This window comes from Actinomycetospora succinea, assembly GCF_004363095.1.
Taxonomy (GTDB): domain Bacteria; phylum Actinomycetota; class Actinomycetes; order Mycobacteriales; family Pseudonocardiaceae; genus Actinomycetospora; species Actinomycetospora succinea.
In genome coordinates this window covers 595,133-613,519 of the sequence record NZ_SNYO01000003.1, presented here as the reverse complement: position 1 = coordinate 613,519, position 18,387 = coordinate 595,133, and the positions used below count along the sequence as shown (strand labels likewise).

The 18,387-nt window shown below is 73.4% G+C and carries 19 protein-coding genes; 8 read left to right on the top strand and 11 right to left on the bottom strand.

The window, feature by feature from the left end; translation table 11 throughout:
• Positions 1-32 precede the first annotated feature (32 nt).
• Both EV188_RS14165 and EV188_RS14160 read right to left on the bottom strand, forming a co-directional pair.
• On the bottom strand, positions 33-650 hold the full coding sequence (locus EV188_RS14165; protein WP_133826879.1) for an NUDIX hydrolase: 618 nt from the start codon (positions 648-650) through the stop codon (positions 33-35).
• A 25-nt stretch (positions 651-675) separates the two neighbouring features.
• Positions 676-1,014, bottom strand: coding sequence for a DUF3024 domain-containing protein (locus EV188_RS14160; RefSeq protein ID WP_133826878.1), 339 nt, complete (start codon positions 1,012-1,014; stop codon positions 676-678).
• 147 nt (positions 1,015-1,161) lie between these two features.
• On the opposite strand from EV188_RS14160, the gene EV188_RS14155 reads away from it, so the two are divergent.
• From EV188_RS14155 to EV188_RS14145, 3 genes are all read left to right on the top strand, one after another.
• The gene (locus EV188_RS14155) at positions 1,162-1,662 is read left to right on the top strand and encodes a hypothetical protein (RefSeq protein WP_133826877.1); all 501 of its coding nucleotides are present in this window, start codon (positions 1,162-1,164) and stop codon (positions 1,660-1,662) included.
• Between the two features lie 107 nt (positions 1,663-1,769).
• Positions 1,770-2,342 carry a peroxidase-related enzyme gene (locus tag EV188_RS14150; RefSeq protein WP_133826876.1) on the top strand — a complete coding sequence of 191 codons (573 nt, stop codon included), beginning with the start codon at positions 1,770-1,772 and terminating at the stop codon, positions 2,340-2,342.
• Between the two features lie 9 nt (positions 2,343-2,351).
• Positions 2,352-3,200, top strand: coding sequence for an NAD(P)-dependent oxidoreductase (locus EV188_RS14145; protein WP_133826875.1), 849 nt, complete (start codon positions 2,352-2,354; stop codon positions 3,198-3,200).
• A 62-nt stretch (positions 3,201-3,262) separates the two neighbouring features.
• Here the strand turns inward: EV188_RS14145 and EV188_RS14140 are convergent, their stop codons facing one another.
• The 5 genes from EV188_RS14140 to EV188_RS14120 all read right to left on the bottom strand — a co-directional run bounded on the left by EV188_RS14140 (position 3,263) and on the right by EV188_RS14120 (position 10,677).
• Positions 3,263-4,300, bottom strand: coding sequence for a glycoside hydrolase family 6 protein (locus tag EV188_RS14140; RefSeq protein WP_133826874.1), 1,038 nt, complete (start codon positions 4,298-4,300; stop codon positions 3,263-3,265).
• Between the two features lie 226 nt (positions 4,301-4,526).
• Entirely contained in the window at positions 4,527-6,485 is a 1,959-nt protein-coding gene (gene glxA, locus EV188_RS14135) for a radical copper oxidase GlxA (protein WP_243741684.1), read from the bottom strand.
• A complete protein-coding gene (locus EV188_RS32250; protein ID WP_208114180.1) occupies positions 6,482-9,391 on the bottom strand; it encodes a glycosyltransferase family 2 protein in 2,910 nt (969 codons plus the stop codon). Before EV188_RS32250 ends, glxA begins: the two co-directional genes overlap by 4 nt.
• 341 nt (positions 9,392-9,732) lie before the next feature.
• Positions 9,733-10,269 carry a metallophosphoesterase family protein gene (locus EV188_RS14125; protein WP_133826873.1) on the bottom strand — a complete coding sequence of 179 codons (537 nt, stop codon included), beginning with the start codon at positions 10,267-10,269 and terminating at the stop codon, positions 9,733-9,735.
• Positions 10,270-10,272: 3 nt separating this feature from the next.
• Positions 10,273-10,677, bottom strand: coding sequence for an SRPBCC family protein (locus EV188_RS14120; protein WP_208114179.1), 405 nt, complete (start codon positions 10,675-10,677; stop codon positions 10,273-10,275).
• A 107-nt stretch (positions 10,678-10,784) separates the two neighbouring features.
• On the opposite strand from EV188_RS14120, the gene EV188_RS14115 reads away from it, so the two are divergent.
• A complete protein-coding gene (locus EV188_RS14115) occupies positions 10,785-12,128 on the top strand; it encodes a cytochrome P450 (RefSeq protein ID WP_243741683.1) in 1,344 nt (447 codons plus the stop codon).
• On the opposite strand, the gene EV188_RS14110 is transcribed toward EV188_RS14115, so the two are convergent.
• Positions 12,129-13,325: an acyl-CoA dehydrogenase family protein gene (locus EV188_RS14110; protein WP_133826871.1), complete on the bottom strand. Its 1,197-nt coding sequence runs from the start codon at positions 13,323-13,325 to the stop codon at positions 12,129-12,131.
• Between the two features lie 159 nt (positions 13,326-13,484).
• Between EV188_RS14110 and EV188_RS14105 the strand changes: the two genes are divergently transcribed.
• From EV188_RS14105 to hchA, 3 genes are all read left to right on the top strand, one after another.
• Entirely contained in the window at positions 13,485-13,664 is a 180-nt protein-coding gene (locus EV188_RS14105) for a YegP family protein (RefSeq protein ID WP_133826870.1), read from the top strand.
• Between the two features lie 305 nt (positions 13,665-13,969).
• Positions 13,970-14,224, top strand: a complete 255-nt coding sequence (locus EV188_RS14100; RefSeq protein WP_133826869.1) for a hypothetical protein — start codon at positions 13,970-13,972, stop codon at positions 14,222-14,224.
• A gap of 93 nt (positions 14,225-14,317) precedes the next feature.
• Positions 14,318-15,205, top strand: coding sequence for a glyoxalase III HchA (gene hchA / locus EV188_RS14095; RefSeq protein WP_133826868.1), 888 nt, complete (start codon positions 14,318-14,320; stop codon positions 15,203-15,205).
• 30 nt (positions 15,206-15,235) lie between these two features.
• Here hchA and EV188_RS14090 read toward each other — a convergent pair whose 3' ends face one another.
• On the bottom strand, positions 15,236-16,447 hold the full coding sequence (locus EV188_RS14090) for an acyl-CoA dehydrogenase family protein (protein ID WP_133826867.1): 1,212 nt from the start codon (positions 16,445-16,447) through the stop codon (positions 15,236-15,238).
• A 13-nt stretch (positions 16,448-16,460) separates the two neighbouring features.
• A complete protein-coding gene (locus EV188_RS14085; RefSeq protein ID WP_133826866.1) occupies positions 16,461-16,994 on the bottom strand; it encodes an SCP2 sterol-binding domain-containing protein in 534 nt (177 codons plus the stop codon).
• A gap of 81 nt (positions 16,995-17,075) precedes the next feature.
• On the opposite strand from EV188_RS14085, the gene EV188_RS14080 reads away from it, so the two are divergent.
• Positions 17,076-17,741: a TetR/AcrR family transcriptional regulator gene (locus tag EV188_RS14080; RefSeq protein ID WP_133826865.1), complete on the top strand. Its 666-nt coding sequence runs from the start codon at positions 17,076-17,078 to the stop codon at positions 17,739-17,741.
• 97 nt (positions 17,742-17,838) lie between these two features.
• On the opposite strand, the gene EV188_RS14075 is transcribed toward EV188_RS14080, so the two are convergent.
• Positions 17,839-18,249 carry a hypothetical protein gene (locus EV188_RS14075; protein ID WP_133826864.1) on the bottom strand — a complete coding sequence of 137 codons (411 nt, stop codon included), beginning with the start codon at positions 18,247-18,249 and terminating at the stop codon, positions 17,839-17,841.
• Positions 18,250-18,387: the final 138 nt, after the last annotated feature.

Genomic DNA, 18,387 nt, shown 5'->3' with positions numbered 1-18,387 from the left:
CAGCCCGATCTCCACGCCGCGTGTTTGATCCGTCACCGCCAGGCGAACACCGGTTGCTCGAGCCCGTCGACGCGCGTCGAGCGCCCGTGGAGCGCGACCTCGCGGAACTGCAGCAGCACCGCGCCCGTCGGGGCGTGGATGAAGTGGCCGACGAGCGGCATCTGGACGACGGGCCGCGGCGACTCCTCGATCGTCAGGTACCGCGGGTCGACGTCGAGCTCGTCGTAGGTGACGTGGAAGAGCTCCGCCACCTCGTCGGGCGAGGGCACGAGGTCGGCCACCGCGCCGGCCGCCGCCATCACCACCGGCGTGATCACGAAGCCGGACCGGGTCGGGTAGTCGTCGAGGAGGCCCAGGACGGCGTCGTCGCCGAGGCGCAGGCCCAGCTCCTCGTCGAGCTCGCGTCGCGCGGCCGTGACGACGTCCTCGCCGGGGTCGACCGACCCGCCCGGGAGGGCGAACTGCCCGGGGTGGTCGCGCAGCCGCGACGTCCGCCGGGTGAGCAGCACGCCCGGTCCGCGGTCGGGGTCGTCGAGCACGACGACGGCGACGGCGGCCGCGCGCAGGTCGGGGCGCTCGGCGACGCGGCGCTCGTCGCGGTCGTGGTCGCGGACGCGCGCGGCCACGTCGGCCGCGGTGGCGGTCGTCATCCGGGGCGACTCATCGGGCCGTGGTTCATCCCCAGAAGATGCCGGTCGGGTCCGCGTCGACGATGTCGAGCAGCGGGGCGGGGGAGCTCGCCTTGGTCTCGTCGGGGTAGCGGTGCCACCGTCCGCTCGAGTCCGGCCAGAGCAGGATCCAGCGCTCCTCGTCGGGCACGAGGCGCAGCTGCGCGATCGGCTCGGTGGTCCACCCGCTGCCGAGCTCGGGGAACACCGGGGAGCGGCGGGCCGAGATGGTGATGCGGCCGGCGCGCTCGGTGTAGGAGATGCGGACCTGGTCGCGCTGACCCTCGGGCACGCGGCGCGCGCACCACTGGCGCACCATCGCGCGGTGTTCGTCGGCGACCTCCACGCCGCTCACTGTGACACGCGCGCCCCGGCGGCCGGGAGTGGGCCGCACCACGGAAGTCCGGTGGCGTCCGATCAGCACCCGGTCCGGGTGGGGCCGGTGGGCCCTGCCAGCATGCTCGGCGAAGTGGAGCGTCGAGAGGGGCCGTCGGTGACCGCAGGACTCGAGCGGGCGGGCCGTGCACTGGCCGCGACGACCGCGGGCCTCGGGCTCGTCCTGGGCGTCGCGGCGTGCGGCGGCGGCTCGTCGGAGGCACCGGCCCCGGCGGGAGCGAGCGCACCGGCCGCCTCGGCCGCGCCCGCCACCCCCGACCCGGCCGTCAAGCCCTACTGCGACGCCATCACCCGCGTCCAGACCGAGCAGGCCGCGCCCGGCGCCGGCGGCAACGGCGTGCTCCCGTCGTCGGACGAGGCCCGTCGCCAGGTCGCCGACCTCGTCGCCACCGCCCCGCCCGAGATCGCGGGTGAGTGGCGCACCGTGCAGAGCCTCACCGAGCAGGCGCTCTCGTCGCTCGCGGAGACCGGCGGCGACCCGACCCGGATCGACCGCGCCGAGCTCGAGCGCCTGCAGCGCGAGGCCCAGCCCGCCGTGACCCGCATCCAGCAGGTCACCCAGGAGCGCTGCGGCATCACCTTCCGCCCGCCCGGCTGAGCGCCAGGTGTCGCGGCAAGCCGGTTCGACACCTCACGCTCCTTCGTCGCGTGACGTATCGACGTGCGGCGCCGCGCTCCGAGCTCCGCGTGGATTACGGTCCGCGAGTGACCGTGAGCCGCTTCCCCGTCGTCGAGCTCGACGACCTCCCGGACGACCTGCGCGAGCGCGTCGGCGCGATCGCCGAGCGCTCGGGGTTCGTGCCCAACATCTTCCGGGCGCTCGGGCACCGGCCCGCCGAGCTGCGGGCGTTCCTCGACTACCACGACGCGCTCATGGAGCGGGAGTCGCCGCTGTCGAAGGCGGAGCGCGAGCTGGTCATCGTCGCGACGTCCGGCGCCAACCACTGCACCTACTGCGTGGTGGCCCACGGCGCGATCCTGCGCATCCGCAGCAAGGAGCCCGAGATCGCCGACCACGTCGGCATCAACCCCTACGGCGCCGAGCTCGACCCGCGCCGGCGCGCCATCGTCGACCTCGCGCTCGCCCTCGCGCTGGACTCGGCGTCCCTGTCCGAGGACGACCTCGACGGCGCCCGCGACGCCGGGCTCTCCGACGAGGAGATCTGGGACATCGGGGCCATCACGGCACTCTTCGCCATGTCGAACCGCCTCGCCCACCTCACCGCGCTGAAGCCGAACGCCGAGTTCTTCGGCATGGGCCGCGAGCCGCGGGGGTAGGCCGCGGCCATGACGGTCGCAATCCTCGGTACCGGGATCATGGGCGCGGGCATGGCCCGCAGCCTGCTGCGCGAGGGCCACGACGTGACGGTGTGGAACCGCAGCACGGAGAAGGCCGAGCCCCTCGCCGACGACGGCGCCCGGGTGGCCGAGACGGCCGCCGACGCCGTGGCCGGCGCGGACGTCGTGATCACCATGCTGTTCGACACCGACGCGGTGGCCCAGACGATGGAGCCGGTGCTCGCGGGGTTCCGCGACGGCGCGGTGTGGGTGCAGGCGAGCACCGTGGGCATCGAGGGCACCGACCGGCTGGCGAGCCTCGCGCGCGACGCCGGCGTCGCGTTCCTCGACACCCCGATGCTCGGCACGAAGGCGCCCGCCGAGAACGGGCAGCTCGTCGTGCTCGCCTCGGGCCCGTCGTCGCTGCGCGAGCAGGTGCAGGCGACCTTCGACGCGATCGGCTCGCGCACGCAGTGGGTGAGCGAGACCGTCGGCGACGCCAGCAGGCTCAAGCTCGCCATCAACGCCTGGATCGGCGTGATGGTCAACGGCATCGCCCAGTCGATCGCGCTCGCCCGCGGGCTGGGGCTCGACCCGCAGCAGTTCCTCGACGCGGTCGACGGCGGGGCCGTCAACGCGCCGTACGTGCAGCTCAAGGGCAAGGCGATGATCGCCGGTGACTACACGCCCTCGTTCGAGCTCGACGGCGTCATCAAGGACACCGACCTCATCACCGCGGCGCTGCGCGAGGCCGGGGTCGACACGACGCTGGCGACCGCGGTCCGCGACCGCCTCGCCGCCGCGTCCTCCGACGGCCACGGCAGCGAGGACATGGCCGCCGTCGTCCACGCCTATTGAGGTGCGCTCCGCGCAGGTGAGCACTTTCGACGGCTATAGCCGTCGAAAGTGCTCACCTGCCGTCAGGCACCCGGCGTGTTGTTGGCGAGGTCGAGGGCGTACTGCGGCCAGAAGTCGCCGGCCGACGGGGCGCCGCGGCAGTCGCCGTCGGAGTCGCCCGGCTCCTTGACCCACAGGTACGCGGCGACGCGCTGCGAGCCGGTGTCGCGGGTGGGCGGCGTGCCCAGCGCGCGGCCCGGCGGGTTGCACCACGACGGCTGCTCGGGCCCGTCGTAGCTGCCGTTGCCGTTGCGGCTGGTGTCGATGACGAAGCGGGCGCCGCCGAGCTGGTTGGAGACGCGCTCGCCGTAGGCCTGCACCTGCTGGGTGTTCATGAAGTTCGAGACGTTGAGCGCGAAGCCCGCCGCGTCCTCGACACCGGACTTGCGCAGCCCGTCGACGAGCTTGCCGGTATCGGTGACGAAGCCGGGGTTGCCGGCGTCGATGTAGACCTCGCCGCCGGCGCGGGTCAGGGTCTGGACAGCCTGCGAGAGCAGCTCCTCGCGGCCCTCCTGCTCGCCCTCGCCCTCGCAGTTGGTGAGCGTCTGCGGCAGGGCGTCCGGCTCGAGGATCACGACCGAGCGGGTGCCGCCCATGCCGCGGGCGAACGAGTCGAGCCACTCGCGGTACTGGCCCTCGTCCTCCGCGCCGCCGCTCGAGTAGAGCCCGCAGTCGCGGTTCGGGATGTTGTAAGCGGTGAGGACCGGCGTGCGGCCGGCCGCGCGGGCCTGCGACACGACGCCCGACACCTCGCCCTCGACCCCGCCGAGCTCACCGGTGGGCCAGATCGCGACGGGCTGGCGCGCGATCTTCTCGAGCGCCGCCGCGTCCTCGGTGCGTCCCTCGGAGCGCCACTGCTCGACCTGGCGGGCGGCGGACGACGCCGGGTCGACCCAGAACTCGGAGGCCGCCGGGGGGACCGGCGGGCCGCCCTCGGTGCCGCCCTGGTCCGAGCCGCCCGAGCACGCCGACAGTCCGAGCGCGGCGATCGCGACCAGTGCGCCCGCCGCGAGACGTGTCCTCGTCAACCGTCCGGCCCCGCGGTGCGTGTCCTGCTTCATCGATCCCGTCCTGCTCCGGTGTCTCGTGCAGCCGTGTCTGGTTCGGCCTCGTGGTGTGCCGTGGAGGTCCTGGGCACTCGTCCGTACGGAGTCAGGCTCCCAGGCCACCCCGTGGAGCCCGTGTGGGGGTCGCGACCGCCCGTCGCCGCGAGCCCGCCGCTCGGCGGCCCGCACCCGGTCCCGGCCCCTGCCGGGACCCGGCGGACGGCTCCGGACGCGACCGAGGTCACGCGGCCGCCGCGCGCCCGGGCTCGGGCACCTCGATCCAGCGCCCCACCGACGGCACCCCGCGGTCGTCGAGGAGGAAGAGCATGTAGCGCCCGGGCGGGGCGATGGTGCGGTCGTCGGGCAGCGTGACCGAGACCCCGGCGGCGGTCTTCGTCATGTCCAGCGCGATCGAGCGCTGGTGGGTGTCGGTGACGTGCGTCGACGCCATCGGTGCCATGAGCCGGGCACTCTGGATGCGCGCCGCGTCGGGGCTGGCCACGTCGATGGTGGCGCCGAGCGCCGCGCGGGGCGGCGCGTCGGAGACCTGCGGCTGCGGGCCCCGGAACAGGTACGGCGGCGTGTAGATCTCGATGCGCTGCTCGAAGGTGCCCGGGATGGTGTTCGCCAGGTCGTTGAACAGCGGGTCCGAGCCCACGACCATCACGCGACCGTCGGGCAGCAGCATGCTCGCCGAGTGGTAGTTGCGGCCGACCGCGGGGTCGGCGGCGTAGTCGAGCGTGTTGGTCTGCGGCTTGTAGATGCGGGCGTTGTGGTTGTTCGTGTCGCCCTTGCCGCGGTAGTCCCGCGACCCGTTGCTGATCAGCATCGTGTCGTCGGGCAGCGTCGTGAGGTTCGGGTAGCGGGTGCCCTCGGGCAGCATCGGCCCCGGCTGCCACGTGGGGTTCGGGGTGTCGAGGTCGATCGTGTCGATCCGTGCCGTGGAGCGCGGGCTCTCGCCGACGCCGCCGCCGCCGACCACCGCGATCCGCTGGTCCTGCACCGGGCCCGCCCACGCCGAGCCCGCCGTCTCCAGCAGGTCCGGGTCGCGCATGCCGGGGATCGGCGTGAGGACGTTGTTCTTGAGGTTCCAGAACCCGGGGACGCGGCCGGCCTCGGCGGGCCCGTAGCCGGAGTTCGCCCCCGAGTAGAACAGCATGTCCTCGCGCGCGGTCTGGAAGAGCGCGGGGTAGGTCGGGAAGTACTGGGTGAGGTCCTTGCGCTCGGTCCACGTGCGCGTGACCGGGTTGTAGATCTCGTTCTGCCCGTTGAGCACCTCGCCGGTGCCGTCGAGGCCCGATACCGCGATGACGCCGCCGTCGGAGAGCCCGGTCAGGGTCGGGTACCAGCGCTTGAACACCATGTCGCCCACGCGCTCGTAGGACTCGGTGTTCGGGTTGAACTCGTAGGTCTGCTCGATGCCCTGGTAGTTCTGCTTCTTGAGCGTCATCGCCTGGCCCAGCGCGTAGACGTTCTGCGCGTCGGCGGCGGGCACGCCGCTCACCGAGTACTGGCGCGGGCCCTCGAAGACGTAGCCGGGGCCGGGCTCGACGGCCTCGGCGAACACCGTGGTCTCGCTGGCGGTCACCGTCGCCCCGCGGCGGGTGGCGACCTTCGTCGCCGGCTCCACGGTGAACGGGTGGGTGGCGCGGTAGACCAGGCCCTCGGGCGAGCGGAACTCGGTGCCGGCGGGGAACGGGATCGGCGCCGAGTCCGGGTCCTCGTTCTTGACGATCACGCCGCCGCCGGCGTTGGTGACCGCGCCGTCGAGGCGCTCGTAGCGCTGGGTGCCGCCGGCGACGAGCAGGTTGCCCGAGGCGAGGAACGTGTGCCCGGAGCAGAACATGTCGTCCGGGGTGGGGACGACGCGGCTACGGCCGGTCGCCGGGTCGTACACGAGGCTCTTGAACGTCCCCGCGTTGAACATGTCCTCCTTGTTGCCGGAACCGGCGATGAGGAGGATGCGCCCGGTCGGCAGGACCGCCGCGTGGATCGCGTTGACCTTCTGGTCGTCCGGGAGCTCCAGGACGTCCCACTTGCCGAACTGCTCCTTGTACTCCTGGCTGTTGATCAGCCGCTGGTGTCGGAGCTCCGAGTACCACGCCCACGCGGGCGGCACGTTCACGCCGAGCATCACGGCGGGGACGATGACGAGGAGCAGGAATCGCTTGACCCGTCTGGTCAGTCCCTGCCCGATCAACTCGCCTCCGTTCGTCGCCCTTCGATGTCCGGCGGCATCCCGGCACCGGAGTGCTGGGCGGGCCCGGCCACCGCGGCCAGTGCCACCACGCGTACCGCGACCGTCGGGGCGTTCACCGAGACAGCGTCGGACGTGCGGGGTCCACCGTCTCGTCCGTCGTGTCTCTTTGCTGTTTCGTTACTGATGCTAGACCCAGTCGAGACCGGGATCACCGGCTGGACACCGTCCGCCTCGAGCTCGGCCGCGGTCGACAGCAGCATCGGCGGGCGCTCACGCCGCGGACCGGGCCGCGGACCGCGGGTCCGCGTCTCGTCCGGACGGGGGGTGGGGCTGGGCGTGGGCGGGGTGGGACGACCGGGCTGGCCGTCCGCGCGCACGTCCGGCCGGGGGGCGCCGGGGCGCGCCGGTCCCTGGTGCTCGGCCGCGGGCGCCACGTACCGGCCGCCCTGCTCGGCGGCCGCGGGGCGCTCGGCCGGGCGGTCGCCGGGACGCTCGCCGGGCCGCTGACCCGGCGCCGCGAACGGGCTGGGCCCGGGGCGGGGCGTGGGCGTCGGGCGGGGGCGCGACCCGGGCGGGGTCGGGCGCGGGGCGGGCGGCGGGGCCGCCCCCGGCGTCGGCATCGGCGGGCGCCCGGCGGGGCGCTGCTGGCCGGGCTGACCGGGCTGCGGCTGACCGGGCTGAGCCGGCTGCTGGCCCGGCTGCTGCTGACCCGGCTGCTGCTGACCGGGCTGGGGCGCCGGACCCGGGTGCGGGGTCGGCCGGGGCGCGGGCTGCTGGCCCGGCTGGCCGGCGGCCGGCGCGGCGGGCGCGGCCGGGCGGCGCCGGTCGCGCGGCACCGGCGACGGCGCCGGGTCGATGCCACGTCCGTCCTCGGCGCGCCGGCGGCCGGGGGTGGGCCGGGCGTCGGGACGCTCGTCGGGCCGGCGCGGCGCCGGCGACGGGGCGGCGCCGTCGCGCTGGCGGTTCGCGAGCGAGGAGGTCCGCACCCAGCCCGCGGGCAGGTCGCCCTCGAGGGCGGCCCCCGCGTACGCCGGCGCCGGCTCGGCCGTCTCCGGGCGCTGGGAGCGCCGCGTCGCGCTGCCCGCCGCGAGCAGGGCGTCGAGGGCCGCGCGCTCGAGCGACTCGGTGGTGACCCCGGACCGTCCGTCGGCGAGCACCGGCGCCGACTCGATGGCGGGCTGGCGGCCGACGATGCGCTCGACGAGACAGAGGATCGGTGGCGCGAGGCAGGCCGCGAGCGCGACGGCGGGCCACAGGAGCACCGCCGGGGTCGCGTAGCCCTGGATGATCGCGAGCACGATCGCGCCCGCGAGCAGCGCCGCCCACTGGAGGTGGCGCCGGAACGTCAGGATGTGGTCCGCGCTCGAGGACAGGCCCTTGGGCGTGACGACGAACTTCGCGGGCAGGCGCAGGATCGTGGCGATCAGGGACGCGGCGAAGATCGGTGCCGCGAAGATCGACATCAGCATGCCCTTGACGCCCGAGGAGCCCTCGGCCTCGTAGGGGCTGACGTTGTAGCGGCGGTTGCGCAGGTAGACCCACAGCTGGAACGCCGTGGCGTCGACGTAGAGCGCCAGCCAGAGCTGGACCGGCACGACCACGCCCTGGACGCCCAGGGCCAGGAAGAGGCAGGCGTTGACCGCCCCGAGGACCCACCCGATCGCCATCGACGGGTAGAAGGTCGTGATGAGGATGTAGTGCAGCGCGCGGCCCGGCGACAGGCGCGGCAGCCGCAGCAGCATCTCCTTGAGCAGCACCTCGAACGTGCCGCGCGACCAGCGCATCTGCTGGCTGAAGAAGTCGCCCCAGGACGACGGGCCCTCGCCGACCGCGAGCACGTCGGGCGTGTAGACCGACTTCCACCGGCGCTTCGAGGCCGGGTTGCGGCGCGTGTGGAACTTCAGCCCGGTGGCCATGTCCTCGGTGATCGAGTCGGACAGGCCGCCGATGCCCTGCAGGGCGCTGATGCGGATGGCGTTGTTGGTGCCGACCAGCATCGCCGCGTTGTAGCGGTTGGCCGCGCGCTGGATCAGCGAGTGGAACGGGAACTGCTGGGACTCCGCGGCACGGGTCACGAACGTCTCGTCGTTCGCGTAGCACTGCGGGCCGACGACGTAGGCGACGTCGGGGTCGCGGAAGTACCCGAGGATGCGCTCGGCGTAGTTGGGCAGCGGCACGTGGTCGGGGTCGACCGAGAGGAAGACCTCGTAGGAGGCGCCGTGCTCGGCGACCCAGGCGTTGTAGTTGCCGTGCTTGGTCTTCGCCTTGAAGGCGCCCTTGCGCTGGTTGTACTGCGCGATGCCCTTGCGGGTGAAGTGGTTGACGCCGAGCTCGCGGCACATCGCCTTGACGTCGTCGTCGTCACCCTCGTCGAGGATCCAGACGTCGAGGATGCCGTCGTACTGGATGCGCAGCGCGGCCTGCAGCGTCCCGCGCACGACGTCGATCGGTTCCTTGCTGGGCACGATCGTCGTCAGGAACGCGATGCGCCGGTCCGGTTCGGGCGGCACGGGGACGGGGTCGCGCGCGATGACCGAGGCCAGCGACAGCGACAGCACGTTGATCAGGCGCAGGAGCTCCATCAGCCCGATCGACCCGATCACGACCCAGTTGGCGTAGATCGCGAAGTCGGACCCGATCACCGGCGGCCGGTGCGAGGGGTGCAGGAGCCAGAGGAAGAAGAGGGCCTCGAAGGCGAAGTTCAGGCCGGCGACGAGCAGCGACCGGGCGACGCGGCCACGGCCGTGCACCGCGTCCACGCCGCGGTAGGCGACGCGGTAGGGGCCGTCGGCGGGATCCGGCTCGCGGATCGGGCCGGCCAGCTGGGAGAACTCCTGGATACGACGGCCGACGACGAGTTCTGACTCGTCGACCTCGTCCGGGGGTCGCTCGGCAAGAAGGGTCATCGGCCGTTTCGTCTCGATCCTCGCGACTGCACCGACCACACCGCACCGGCGATCGTCACGAGCCTCCCGTCGTCGTCCTGCCCCTCGCGGGTCCGCGCGAGAGCGGTACCGCCGACGTGCCGTCCTCCTGCCCGGTCATCGGTCGTCCCGAGCCGCTGGTGTTCCACCGGCCCCGGAAACGGTAAGGCCATCACCCACCGTGCTCACCGAGGGGGACGGTTGTTGGTCCATCCCGTTGTCGACGACCAGCAGCATCGCCGAAAATTCGCCCGACCGGGCGAAGCCGGGCGGACTCCACACCCGGATCCGCCTATCCGGGGACGATGACGGACGGTAGTACCTCAGCGACCGCGCGCCGCGGCCGGTGCCAGCTCGTGGCGGCGGACGACGGCCAGGGCACCGTCGCGGACCTCCGCGGTCATGTAGGTGCACGCCGGCTGGCGGCGGCGCTCGGTGGGCGACCCCGGGTTGAGCAGCCGCACACCGCCGGGGGTCGTCGAGTCCCACGGGATGTGGCTGTGCCCGAAGACGAGGACGTCGACGGGGGTCTCGCCGCCGGGCCCGAAACGGACGTCGGCGCGCCGCTCGCGCCCGTCCGCGGCGCCGGTCTCGTGCGTGACCGCCAGCCGCAGCCCGCCGACGTCGGCGACGGCGGTCTCGGGCAGGCGGGCGCGCAGGGCGTCGCCGTCGTTGTTGCCCCAGCACGCGACGAGACGCGCCGCCCGCTCCTCGAATGCGTCGAGCAGCTCGGGGGCCATCCAGTCGCCGGCGTGCACCACGACGTCGGCCGTGTCGACGGCCGCCCAGAGCTCGTCGGGCAGGCCGCGGTTCGGGTAGCGCGGGGTGAGGTGGGTGTCCGCGGTCAGCAGGAGGCGCACGCCTCAGCGCTCCAGGAGCAGCGAGTGCAGCGCGATGAGCGCGAGCGGGGCGTAGGGCAGGACGACGGGCGCGGGGCCGGTGGTGCGCAGCCACGTCCGGGCGCCGACGCGCGGGGCGTCGTCCGGAGCCGGGTCGTCGACGCCGTGCTCGAGGTGCAGGCGGATCGGTCCGAGGCGCACCCGCCACGACCAGGTGCGGGCCGCCTCGTCGACCGCGAGGACCTCGAACGGCACGTGGACGACGCCGGCCGCGCGCACCGTGCCGCGCAGGCCGGTGCGCAGCCGCCGCTGCTCGGCGGAGACCCCGGAGATCTGCGGGGCCCAGTGGGTCCAGCGGTCGAGGTCGGCGTAGCGCTCCCACGCCGCGTCGGCGGGCAGCGGACCGGTGGCGCGGAGGGTCGTCTGCACGGTCGTGGACGTACCCGCGACGGCCCTGGACGACGAACACATACTCCGAGTATGGTTTCGCCCAGCCGCCGGTACGGACTCGTACCAACCGACCGCGGGAGGCCGCCGTGTCCCTCTTCTCCTCTGTCGGCACCACCCTGCGCTGGGGTGCCACCCACGGCCTGATGCGCGCGGCGATCCGCCGCCAGGTGCGCGCCAGCAACCCGGACGCGCGCCTGCTGCTCGACCCCGCGATGCAGGCCGACCCGTTCCCGCACTACGAGACGCTGCGCGCCTCGTACCCCTTCGCCCCCGGCGCCTTCGCCAGGCTCACCGTGCACCACGACGTCGCGACGGCGGTGCTGCGCAGCGACGACTTCGGCGTCACCCATCCCACCGAGGTCGTGCCGGCGCCGGCGAAGGCTGCCCTCGCGCTCGCCGGTCCGCCGCGCAACCCCGGCCCGATCGAGCCGCCCTCGATGCTCGCCGTCGACGCGCCCGACCACGCGCGCTACCGCAAGCTCGTCAGCCGCGCCTTCACCGCGAAGCGCGTGGCCGCCCTGCGCGAGCGGACCGGCGAGGTGGCCCAGGACCTGCTCGACGAGATGGACCGGGCCGCGCGCCAGCGGGGCGACCTCACCGTCGACCTCGTCGAGCGCTACGCCAGCCTGCTGCCGGTCACCGTGATCAGCGAGATGCTCGGCGTGCCGACCTCGATGCGCGACCAGTTCCTCGCCTGGGGCGACGGCGCGGCCACCTCGCTGGACATGGGGCTCACGCGCGGGGCGCACGCCTCCATGGAGCGCAACCTCGCCGCGCTCAACGACTGGATGCGCGAGCACCTGCGCCGCCTGCGCCGCGAGCCCGGCGACGACCTGCTCTCGAGCATCGTCGGCCAGGTCGACGACGACGGCGCCGGCCTCACCGAGCAGGAGCTGGTCTCCACCGCGCTGCTGGTGCTCGCCGCCGGCTTCGAGACCACCGTGAACCTCATCGGCAACGGGACCAGCCAGCTCTTCGCCCACCCCGAGCAGCGCGAGCGCCTGGCCGCCGAGCCGGAGCTGTGGCCGACCGCGATCGACGAGATGCTGCGCTTCGACCCGCCCGTCGAGCGGACCGCGCGCCGGGCGAGCGTCGACACCGAGGTCGCCGGCAAGGCCGTGGCGGCGGGCGACCTCGTCGTCACGGTGCTCGCGGGCGCCAACCGCGACCCGCAGGTCTTCACCGACCCGGGCACGTTCGACGTCGGGCGCGCCAACGCGAAGGACCACCTGGCGTTCTCCAGCGGCGCGCACTTCTGCCTCGGTGCCCAGCTCGCGCGCATGGAGGGCGAGGTCGCGCTGCGCGCCCTGTTCGAGCGCCACCCGCGCCTCGCCCCGGCCGGCCCGTCGACGCGGCGGCCCACCCGCATCCTGCGCGGGTACGCCGCGCTGCCGGTGCGCCTCGAGCCGGCGGTGACGGCAATCCGATGATCAGGTGAAGGCGCTGTGGCCCGTGATCTCGCGGCCCACGATGAGCGTCTGGATGGTCTCGGTGCCCTCGAAGGTGTGGATCGACTCGATGTCGGCCATGTGCCGCACGACGTGGTTGTCGAGCAGGATCCCGTTGCCGCCGAGCAGGTCGCGGGCGTGCGAGAGCACCCAGCGGGCCTTGCGGGTGTTGTTCATCTTGGCGAGGCCGGCGATCGTCGGCGCCAGGTCGTCGTCCTCGGCGAGCTGGGCGATCTGCATGCAGTAGAGCTGCATCCCGGTGAGCTCGGCGAGCATCTGCACCAGCCGCTCCTGGACGATCTGCATCGCGGCCAGGGGCTTGCCGAACTGCTGGCGCTCGAGGGCGTAGCGCAGCGCGGCGTCGTACCCGGCGGTCGCGTGGCCGAGCGCCATCCAGGCGCAGGTGCCGCGCGTGGTGGCCAGGACCCGCCCGGTGTCCTTGAAGCTCTCGGCGCCGGGCAGCCGGTCGCGCTCGGGCACCCGCACGCCGTCGAGGCGGAGGTCGGCCTGCCAGACCGAGCGCATCGAGCCCTTGCGCGGGATGACCTCGGCCTCGTAGCCGGGCGAGGACGTGTCGACGAGGAACCCGAGGACCGTGTTGGTCTCGGTGTCGCGGGCCCAGACCACGGTGCGCCCGGCGATGCTGCCGTTGCCGATCCAGCGCTTGCGGCCGTCGAGCACCCAGTCGTCGCCGTCGCGGCGCGCCGTGGACTCGAGCGACACGGAGTCCGACCCGTGCTCCGGTTCGGTGAGGCCGAAGGCGCCGACGAGGTCGAGGCGCGCCATCGCCGGCAGGAACTCCTGCTTCTGCTCCTCGGAGCCGAGCATCGCGATCGACTTCATGGCGAGCCCGGACTGCACGGCGTGGAACGTCGCGAGGCTGCCGTCGCCGCGCGCGAGCTCCATGGCGACGAGACCGCACGTCAGCGGGTCGTGCCCCGGGCAGCCGTAGCCGGCGATGTCGTCGCCGACGACGCCCAGGTCGGGCAGGCCGCGGATGACCTCCCACGGCATCTCGGCGGCGTCCCACGCGGCGGGCGCGGCTGGGCTCACGACGCGGTCGACGTAGCGCCGCACGGCCATGAACGTGTCCCACTGCGCCTCGGTGAACCGGCGGCGCACCGAGAAGAAGTCGGTGCCGAGTGCCTCGGTGAGCGGACCCTCGCTGTCGACCGTCATGGCGTCCACCTTCCCCGTGGCGCGCGTCACCACGCCCCTCGTCCGGCGAACGATCGACCGCCCCCGGCACGCCCACCCGCCGGATGCGCCGCACCTGCGTCCTTTCGTACTAGCGTCCGCCCTCGCCCAGCACGTTCAGCATCGAGCGGAGGAGGCCGCATGGCGGGCAAGTTCGAGGTGTACGAGGACAAGGCCGGCAAGTACCGGTTCCGGCTGAAGGCCAGCAACGGCCAGATCGTCGCGTCCGGCGAGGCCTACGAGACCAGGGCCGCCGCACGCAAGGGCTGCGAGTCGGTCCAGAAGGCCGCCGACGGCGCGCCGATCGAGGAGACCGTCTGAGCGGTCCCCGAGGGGCCTGACGGACCGCGCGGCCCCGGTCGGCCGGGTCGACGACGCGGCACGACCGGGGTCGTCGTCCGTCCGGCCGATCTCGAGGTTCCTCCGATCGGGCCTGCTCACGTGGCCACGCAGCGATAGCTCTGACACCTCAACGCAATCCATGCGAGATGATCTGTTCCCTTCACCCCCTCGCCGGGGTATATCCACTGTCCTGCGTCACCCGTGTGGCCGAGTCGGCTGCGCGGACCACGGTGGACACCTGCTGGGCGTCGCCCACGCCACCGTGCGACCTCCGGGGGGAGTGGATGGACGGACAGGCACATCCGATGTACAGCGGCTTCACCGACGGGCGCTCCGAGTACCTGGTGGTGGTCGTCGACACGCTCGGGCGCTTCCGCGACGCCTACGGGCCCTACGCGCTGGGCGCGGCCCATCGCGAGGCCGAGCGGCACCGGCGGGCCCTCGCCGAGGCGGGCGAGGACACCGCGGACGTCCGCATCGCCCGGCACCACCCCGTCGCGATCCCGCGACCGCGCGGTGCCTGGCGCCCGGAACCGTGAGCGACGCTCGGACAATGCGCTGACAACCGTGTCGTGCGACGCCGTCGGTCGGCGCGCGCGGGTCCGGCACGACACCGACGAGAGGAGCCCACCATGACCCCTCACGACACGGCCGACGACTCCACCGAGCCGACCCCGGACCGGGCGGAGCGCGACGCGTTCTTCCCCTCGCCGTACTCGCTGGGCCAGTACGTCCCCCCGCGCACCGACTTCACCGGCGTCGACCAGCCGGACGGCTACACCGGCGGGCGCTGGAAGGTCCTCGTGATCGGCGTCGACGAGCGCTACCTGCCCATGCAGAACGGCCGCCTGTTCTCCACTGGCAACCACCCGGTGGAGACCCTGCTGCCGATGATGCACCTGCACCGGACCGGGTTCGGGATCGACGTCGCCACCGTCTCCGGCAACCCGGTGAAGTTCGAGCACTGGGCCATGCCCGCCGACGACGACGCCGTGCACAAGGCCTACGACACGTTCGCCCCCCGGTTCCGGGACCCGCTGAAGCTCGCGGACGTCGTCGAGCAGGGGCTCGGGCCGGACTCCGACTACCTCGCGGTGTTCATCCCCGGCGGCCACGGTGCGATGGTCGGCCTGGCCGAGAGCGACGACGTCCGGGCCGTCCTGGACCGGGCCCTGGCCCTCGACCGCTTCGTCATCACCCTGTGCCACGGGCCGGCCGCCCTCGTCGCCGCCGGCCGCCACCGCGACCGCTCCCCGTTCGAGGGCTACCGGATGTGCGTGTTCCCCGACGCCCTCGACACCGGAGCCAACCTCGACATCGGCTACATCCCGGGCCCGATGCCCTGGCTCGCGGCCGCCCGTCTGCGGGAGGAGGGAGTCGTGGTGACCAACGAGGACATGGCCGGCCACGTGCTGCGGGATCGCCGGCTGCTGACAGGCGACAGCCCCTTGGCCGCGAACGAGCTCGGCCGACTCGCCGCGAGCGCCCTGCTCGAGGACGTGCGGGAGCGCGACCGCTGACCCGCGGGACGACCCGCCGTCCTCGACGCCTCAGGCGATGTGGCGCCCGCTGATCGCGCGGGCGATGACGAGCTGCTGGATCTGCTCGGTGCCCTCGAAGATGTCGTAGATCTTCGAGTCGCGGTGCATCCGCTCGACGGGGTGCTCGCGCGAGTAGCCGGCGCCGCCGAGGATCTGGATGGCGCGCTCGGTGGCCCACACGGCGACGCGTCCGGCCTTGAGCTTGGACATCGAGCCCTCGCCGGCCTCGAACGCCACGCCGTTGCGGCCCATCCACGCGGCGCGCCACACGAGCATGCGGGCGGCGTCGATCTCGGTCTTCATGTCGGCGAGCGTGAACGCGATCGACTGGTTGTCGATGATCGGGCGGCCGAACGTCTCGCGGCTCTTGGCGTAGTCCAGCGCGTACTCGTACGCCGCGCGCGCGATCCCGATGGCCTGCGCGCCGACCGTCGGGCGGGACAGCTCGAAGGTCTGCATGGCCGACGAGCCCTTGGACTTCACGCCCTCGCGCGCCCGCGCCAGGCGCTCGTCGAGCTTCTCCTTGCCGCCGAGCAGGCACGAGCCGGGGACCTTGACGTCGTCGAGGAAGACGTCGGCGGTGTGCGACGCCCGCAGACCCATCTTCTTGATCTTCTTCGCCGTCTCGAGCCCCGGGGTGTTCGGGGGCACGACGAACGCCGCCTGGCCGCGCGAGCCGAGCGAGGAGTCGACGACGGCCTGCACGACGTGGATGTTCGCGATGCCGCCGTTGGTCGCCCACGCCTTGGCGCCGGTGAGCGTCCACTCGTCCTTCGCCTCGTCGTAGGTCGCACGGGTGCGCATGGCCGAGACGTCCGAGCCCGACTCGGGCTCCGACGAGCAGAACGCGCCGAGCTTCACGTCGGCGGCGTCGCCGTAGCACTGCGGGATGAACTCGACCATCTGCTCGGGCGTGCCCGAGGAGAAGATGCCCGCGACGGCGAGGGTGGTCCCGAAGATCGCCATCCCGATGCCGCCGTCACCCCAGAACAGCTCCTCGTTGACGATGGGCAGGCTCAGGCCCGTCTCGTCGCCCCAGAAGCTGGCCAGGGTCTCGAAGTTGTACAGCTCGATCTTCGCGGCCTCCTGCAGCACCGGCCACGGGGTCTCCTCGCGCTCGTCCCACTCGGCCGCGGCCGGGCGGATGACGTCGGCGGCGAACCCGTGGGCCCAGTCGCGCAGGTCGGTGTGCTCCTCGGAGAGCTCCATGGAGAAGGTCATCGCGGGGCTCCTGTCACGCCGAGGGGATCGTGAACATCTTCTGCAGGGCCGTCGCGAAGCCGACGTCGCCCGAGACCTTGAGCTTGCGGGTCATGAACAGCGTGACCGGCGAGGCGTTGTTGGTGACGACCTTGAGGAACTGCACGCCGTCCATGGACAGCTCGGTGCGCGGCTCCTCGGAGAGCGTCTCGGACACCTCGCACCTGCCGTGCTGCATGACCGTCTGGAAGTCGTCGCTGCCCGACGGCGCGCCGGTGACGTGCCAGTGCACGACCTGGCGCTTCGCACTGGAACCCTTCGAGGAGTAGAACTCCGCCATCCGCCCGAAGATGGCGTCGAGCACCGGCCGGCGGACGTCCGACGCCATGACGGCCTCGAGCTGGCCCTTGCCGGTGCTCTTGACCAGACGAGCGAACAGGGAGGGGTCGATGTCCTTGCCCCCGCCGTCGGCCAGGCCGTCGCGCAGGGCGCCGACCAGCTCGTCGTCGGACAACGACTTCGGGTCGACGGTGCGACCCAGCTCGTTGACGTCGATCTTCTCGGGCACGGGCTCACTCCGTCGTGGTGTCCGGTACTGGCGGTCCCGCCAACGCGCCGTACTTTACGCACCGGTAGTTAGGACGCAAGCGTGACCGCGGAGACGTCCCGCACGGGACGCCAGCGCCTCGCGCCCGAGGTCCGCCGTCGCCAGGTCCTCGACGCCGCGGTCGCGGTGTTCTCCGAGGAGGGCTTCCACGGCGCGTCGATGGACGCCGTCGCCGCCCGGGCCGGGGTGAGCAAGCCGCTGGTCTACGTGCACGGGGGCAGCAAGGACGAGCTCTTCGCCGCCTGCCTGCACCGCGAGGCCGGGCGGCTCCTGGACGCGGTGCAGACCGCCGCCGGGGAGAGCGGCGACGCCCCGCTCGTGCGGCTGCGCCGGGCCCTGCGCGCCTTCTTCCACGCCCTGACCACGCAGCGGGCGGGGTGGACGGTGCTCTATCGGCAGGCGTCGACGGGCCCCTTCGCCGGCGAGGTCGACGCCCTGCGCCGGCGCATCGTCGAGCAGGCCGCGGACCTCATGGCGGGCGGCCTCGGCGTGCCCCGGGCCGTCGCGCTGCCCTACGCGCACACGCTCGTCGGTGCCGCCGAGGGGCTGGCGGACTGGTGGCTGGGCGACCCCGACGCCGCGCGGGTGGGCGACGCCGAGCCTGCCGACGTCCTCGCCGACATGCTCCTCGCCGTCGTCGGGCCGGGGATCGAGGCGCTGACGGGCGGGGCGATCGCGTCGTCTCCGGGGATATCGGGCGAGCGCTAGACGGGTGGATACGCGGCGATCGAGGTACCCGGGCCGCGAGCGGACGTCACCCTCGCTGCGTCGGGGGCAGCGAGGGTGACGTCCGCTCGTCCCGGGATCAGCCCGCCGGGACCGGCGCGCGGCGGGTCGCCGGGGCCCGCAGGCCCGTCACGCCGACGACGAGCAGGGCGACGACGAGGACCGCGATGCCGCCCTCGGTGCCCGCCACCGTGCCCTCGCCGAAGACCGCGTTCGACACGATCGACAGGCCCGGCACGAGGAGCACGGTCAGCACGGCGCCGCCGACCACGGCCGACGTCGTCACCACGGCGGACCGGCCGCGGGTGAGGCGCAGGGTGAGCGACGCCGAGCCGATCGCCGCGAGCACGAGCCCCACGAAGAACACCGAGACGTCGACCAGGCTCTGCCCGCCGCCCTGGGCCGCGATCGCCGCCCACTTGACGATCCACGCCAGCGCGCCGAGCAACGCCGCCACCGCCGTCACCCGGATCCATGCCTGCCGGTCCATCGCTGCCTCCGTGATCCCGCGCCGCCCCGTCGGCGGCGTGCCGACGACGAGCACAGCGGGCGGGCCGACCGCGACGGCAGAGCCGCGGTGTCCCGAGATGCCCGGGACGTCCTGACCGTGGCGATCCGGGACACCGGT

Coding starts and splice junctions, on each gene's coding strand:
- EV188_RS14165 (WP_133826879.1), bottom strand. CDS start 650: ATGACGACCGCCACCGCGGCCGACGTGGCCGCGCGCGTCCGCGACCAC.
- EV188_RS14145 (WP_133826875.1), top strand. CDS start 2,352: ATGACGGTCGCAATCCTCGGTACCGGGATCATGGGCGCGGGCATGGCC.
- EV188_RS14140 (WP_133826874.1), bottom strand. CDS start 4,300: ATGAAGCAGGACACGCACCGCGGGGCCGGACGGTTGACGAGGACACGT.
- EV188_RS32250 (WP_208114180.1), bottom strand. CDS start 9,391: ATGACCCTTCTTGCCGAGCGACCCCCGGACGAGGTCGACGAGTCAGAA.
- EV188_RS14110 (WP_133826871.1), bottom strand. CDS start 13,325: ATGACGGTCGACAGCGAGGGTCCGCTCACCGAGGCACTCGGCACCGAC.
- EV188_RS14105 (WP_133826870.1), top strand. CDS start 13,485: ATGGCGGGCAAGTTCGAGGTGTACGAGGACAAGGCCGGCAAGTACCGG.
- EV188_RS14100 (WP_133826869.1), top strand. CDS start 13,970: ATGGACGGACAGGCACATCCGATGTACAGCGGCTTCACCGACGGGCGC.
- hchA (WP_133826868.1), top strand. CDS start 14,318: ATGACCCCTCACGACACGGCCGACGACTCCACCGAGCCGACCCCGGAC.
- EV188_RS14090 (WP_133826867.1), bottom strand. CDS start 16,447: ATGACCTTCTCCATGGAGCTCTCCGAGGAGCACACCGACCTGCGCGAC.
- EV188_RS14075 (WP_133826864.1), bottom strand. CDS start 18,249: ATGGACCGGCAGGCATGGATCCGGGTGACGGCGGTGGCGGCGTTGCTC.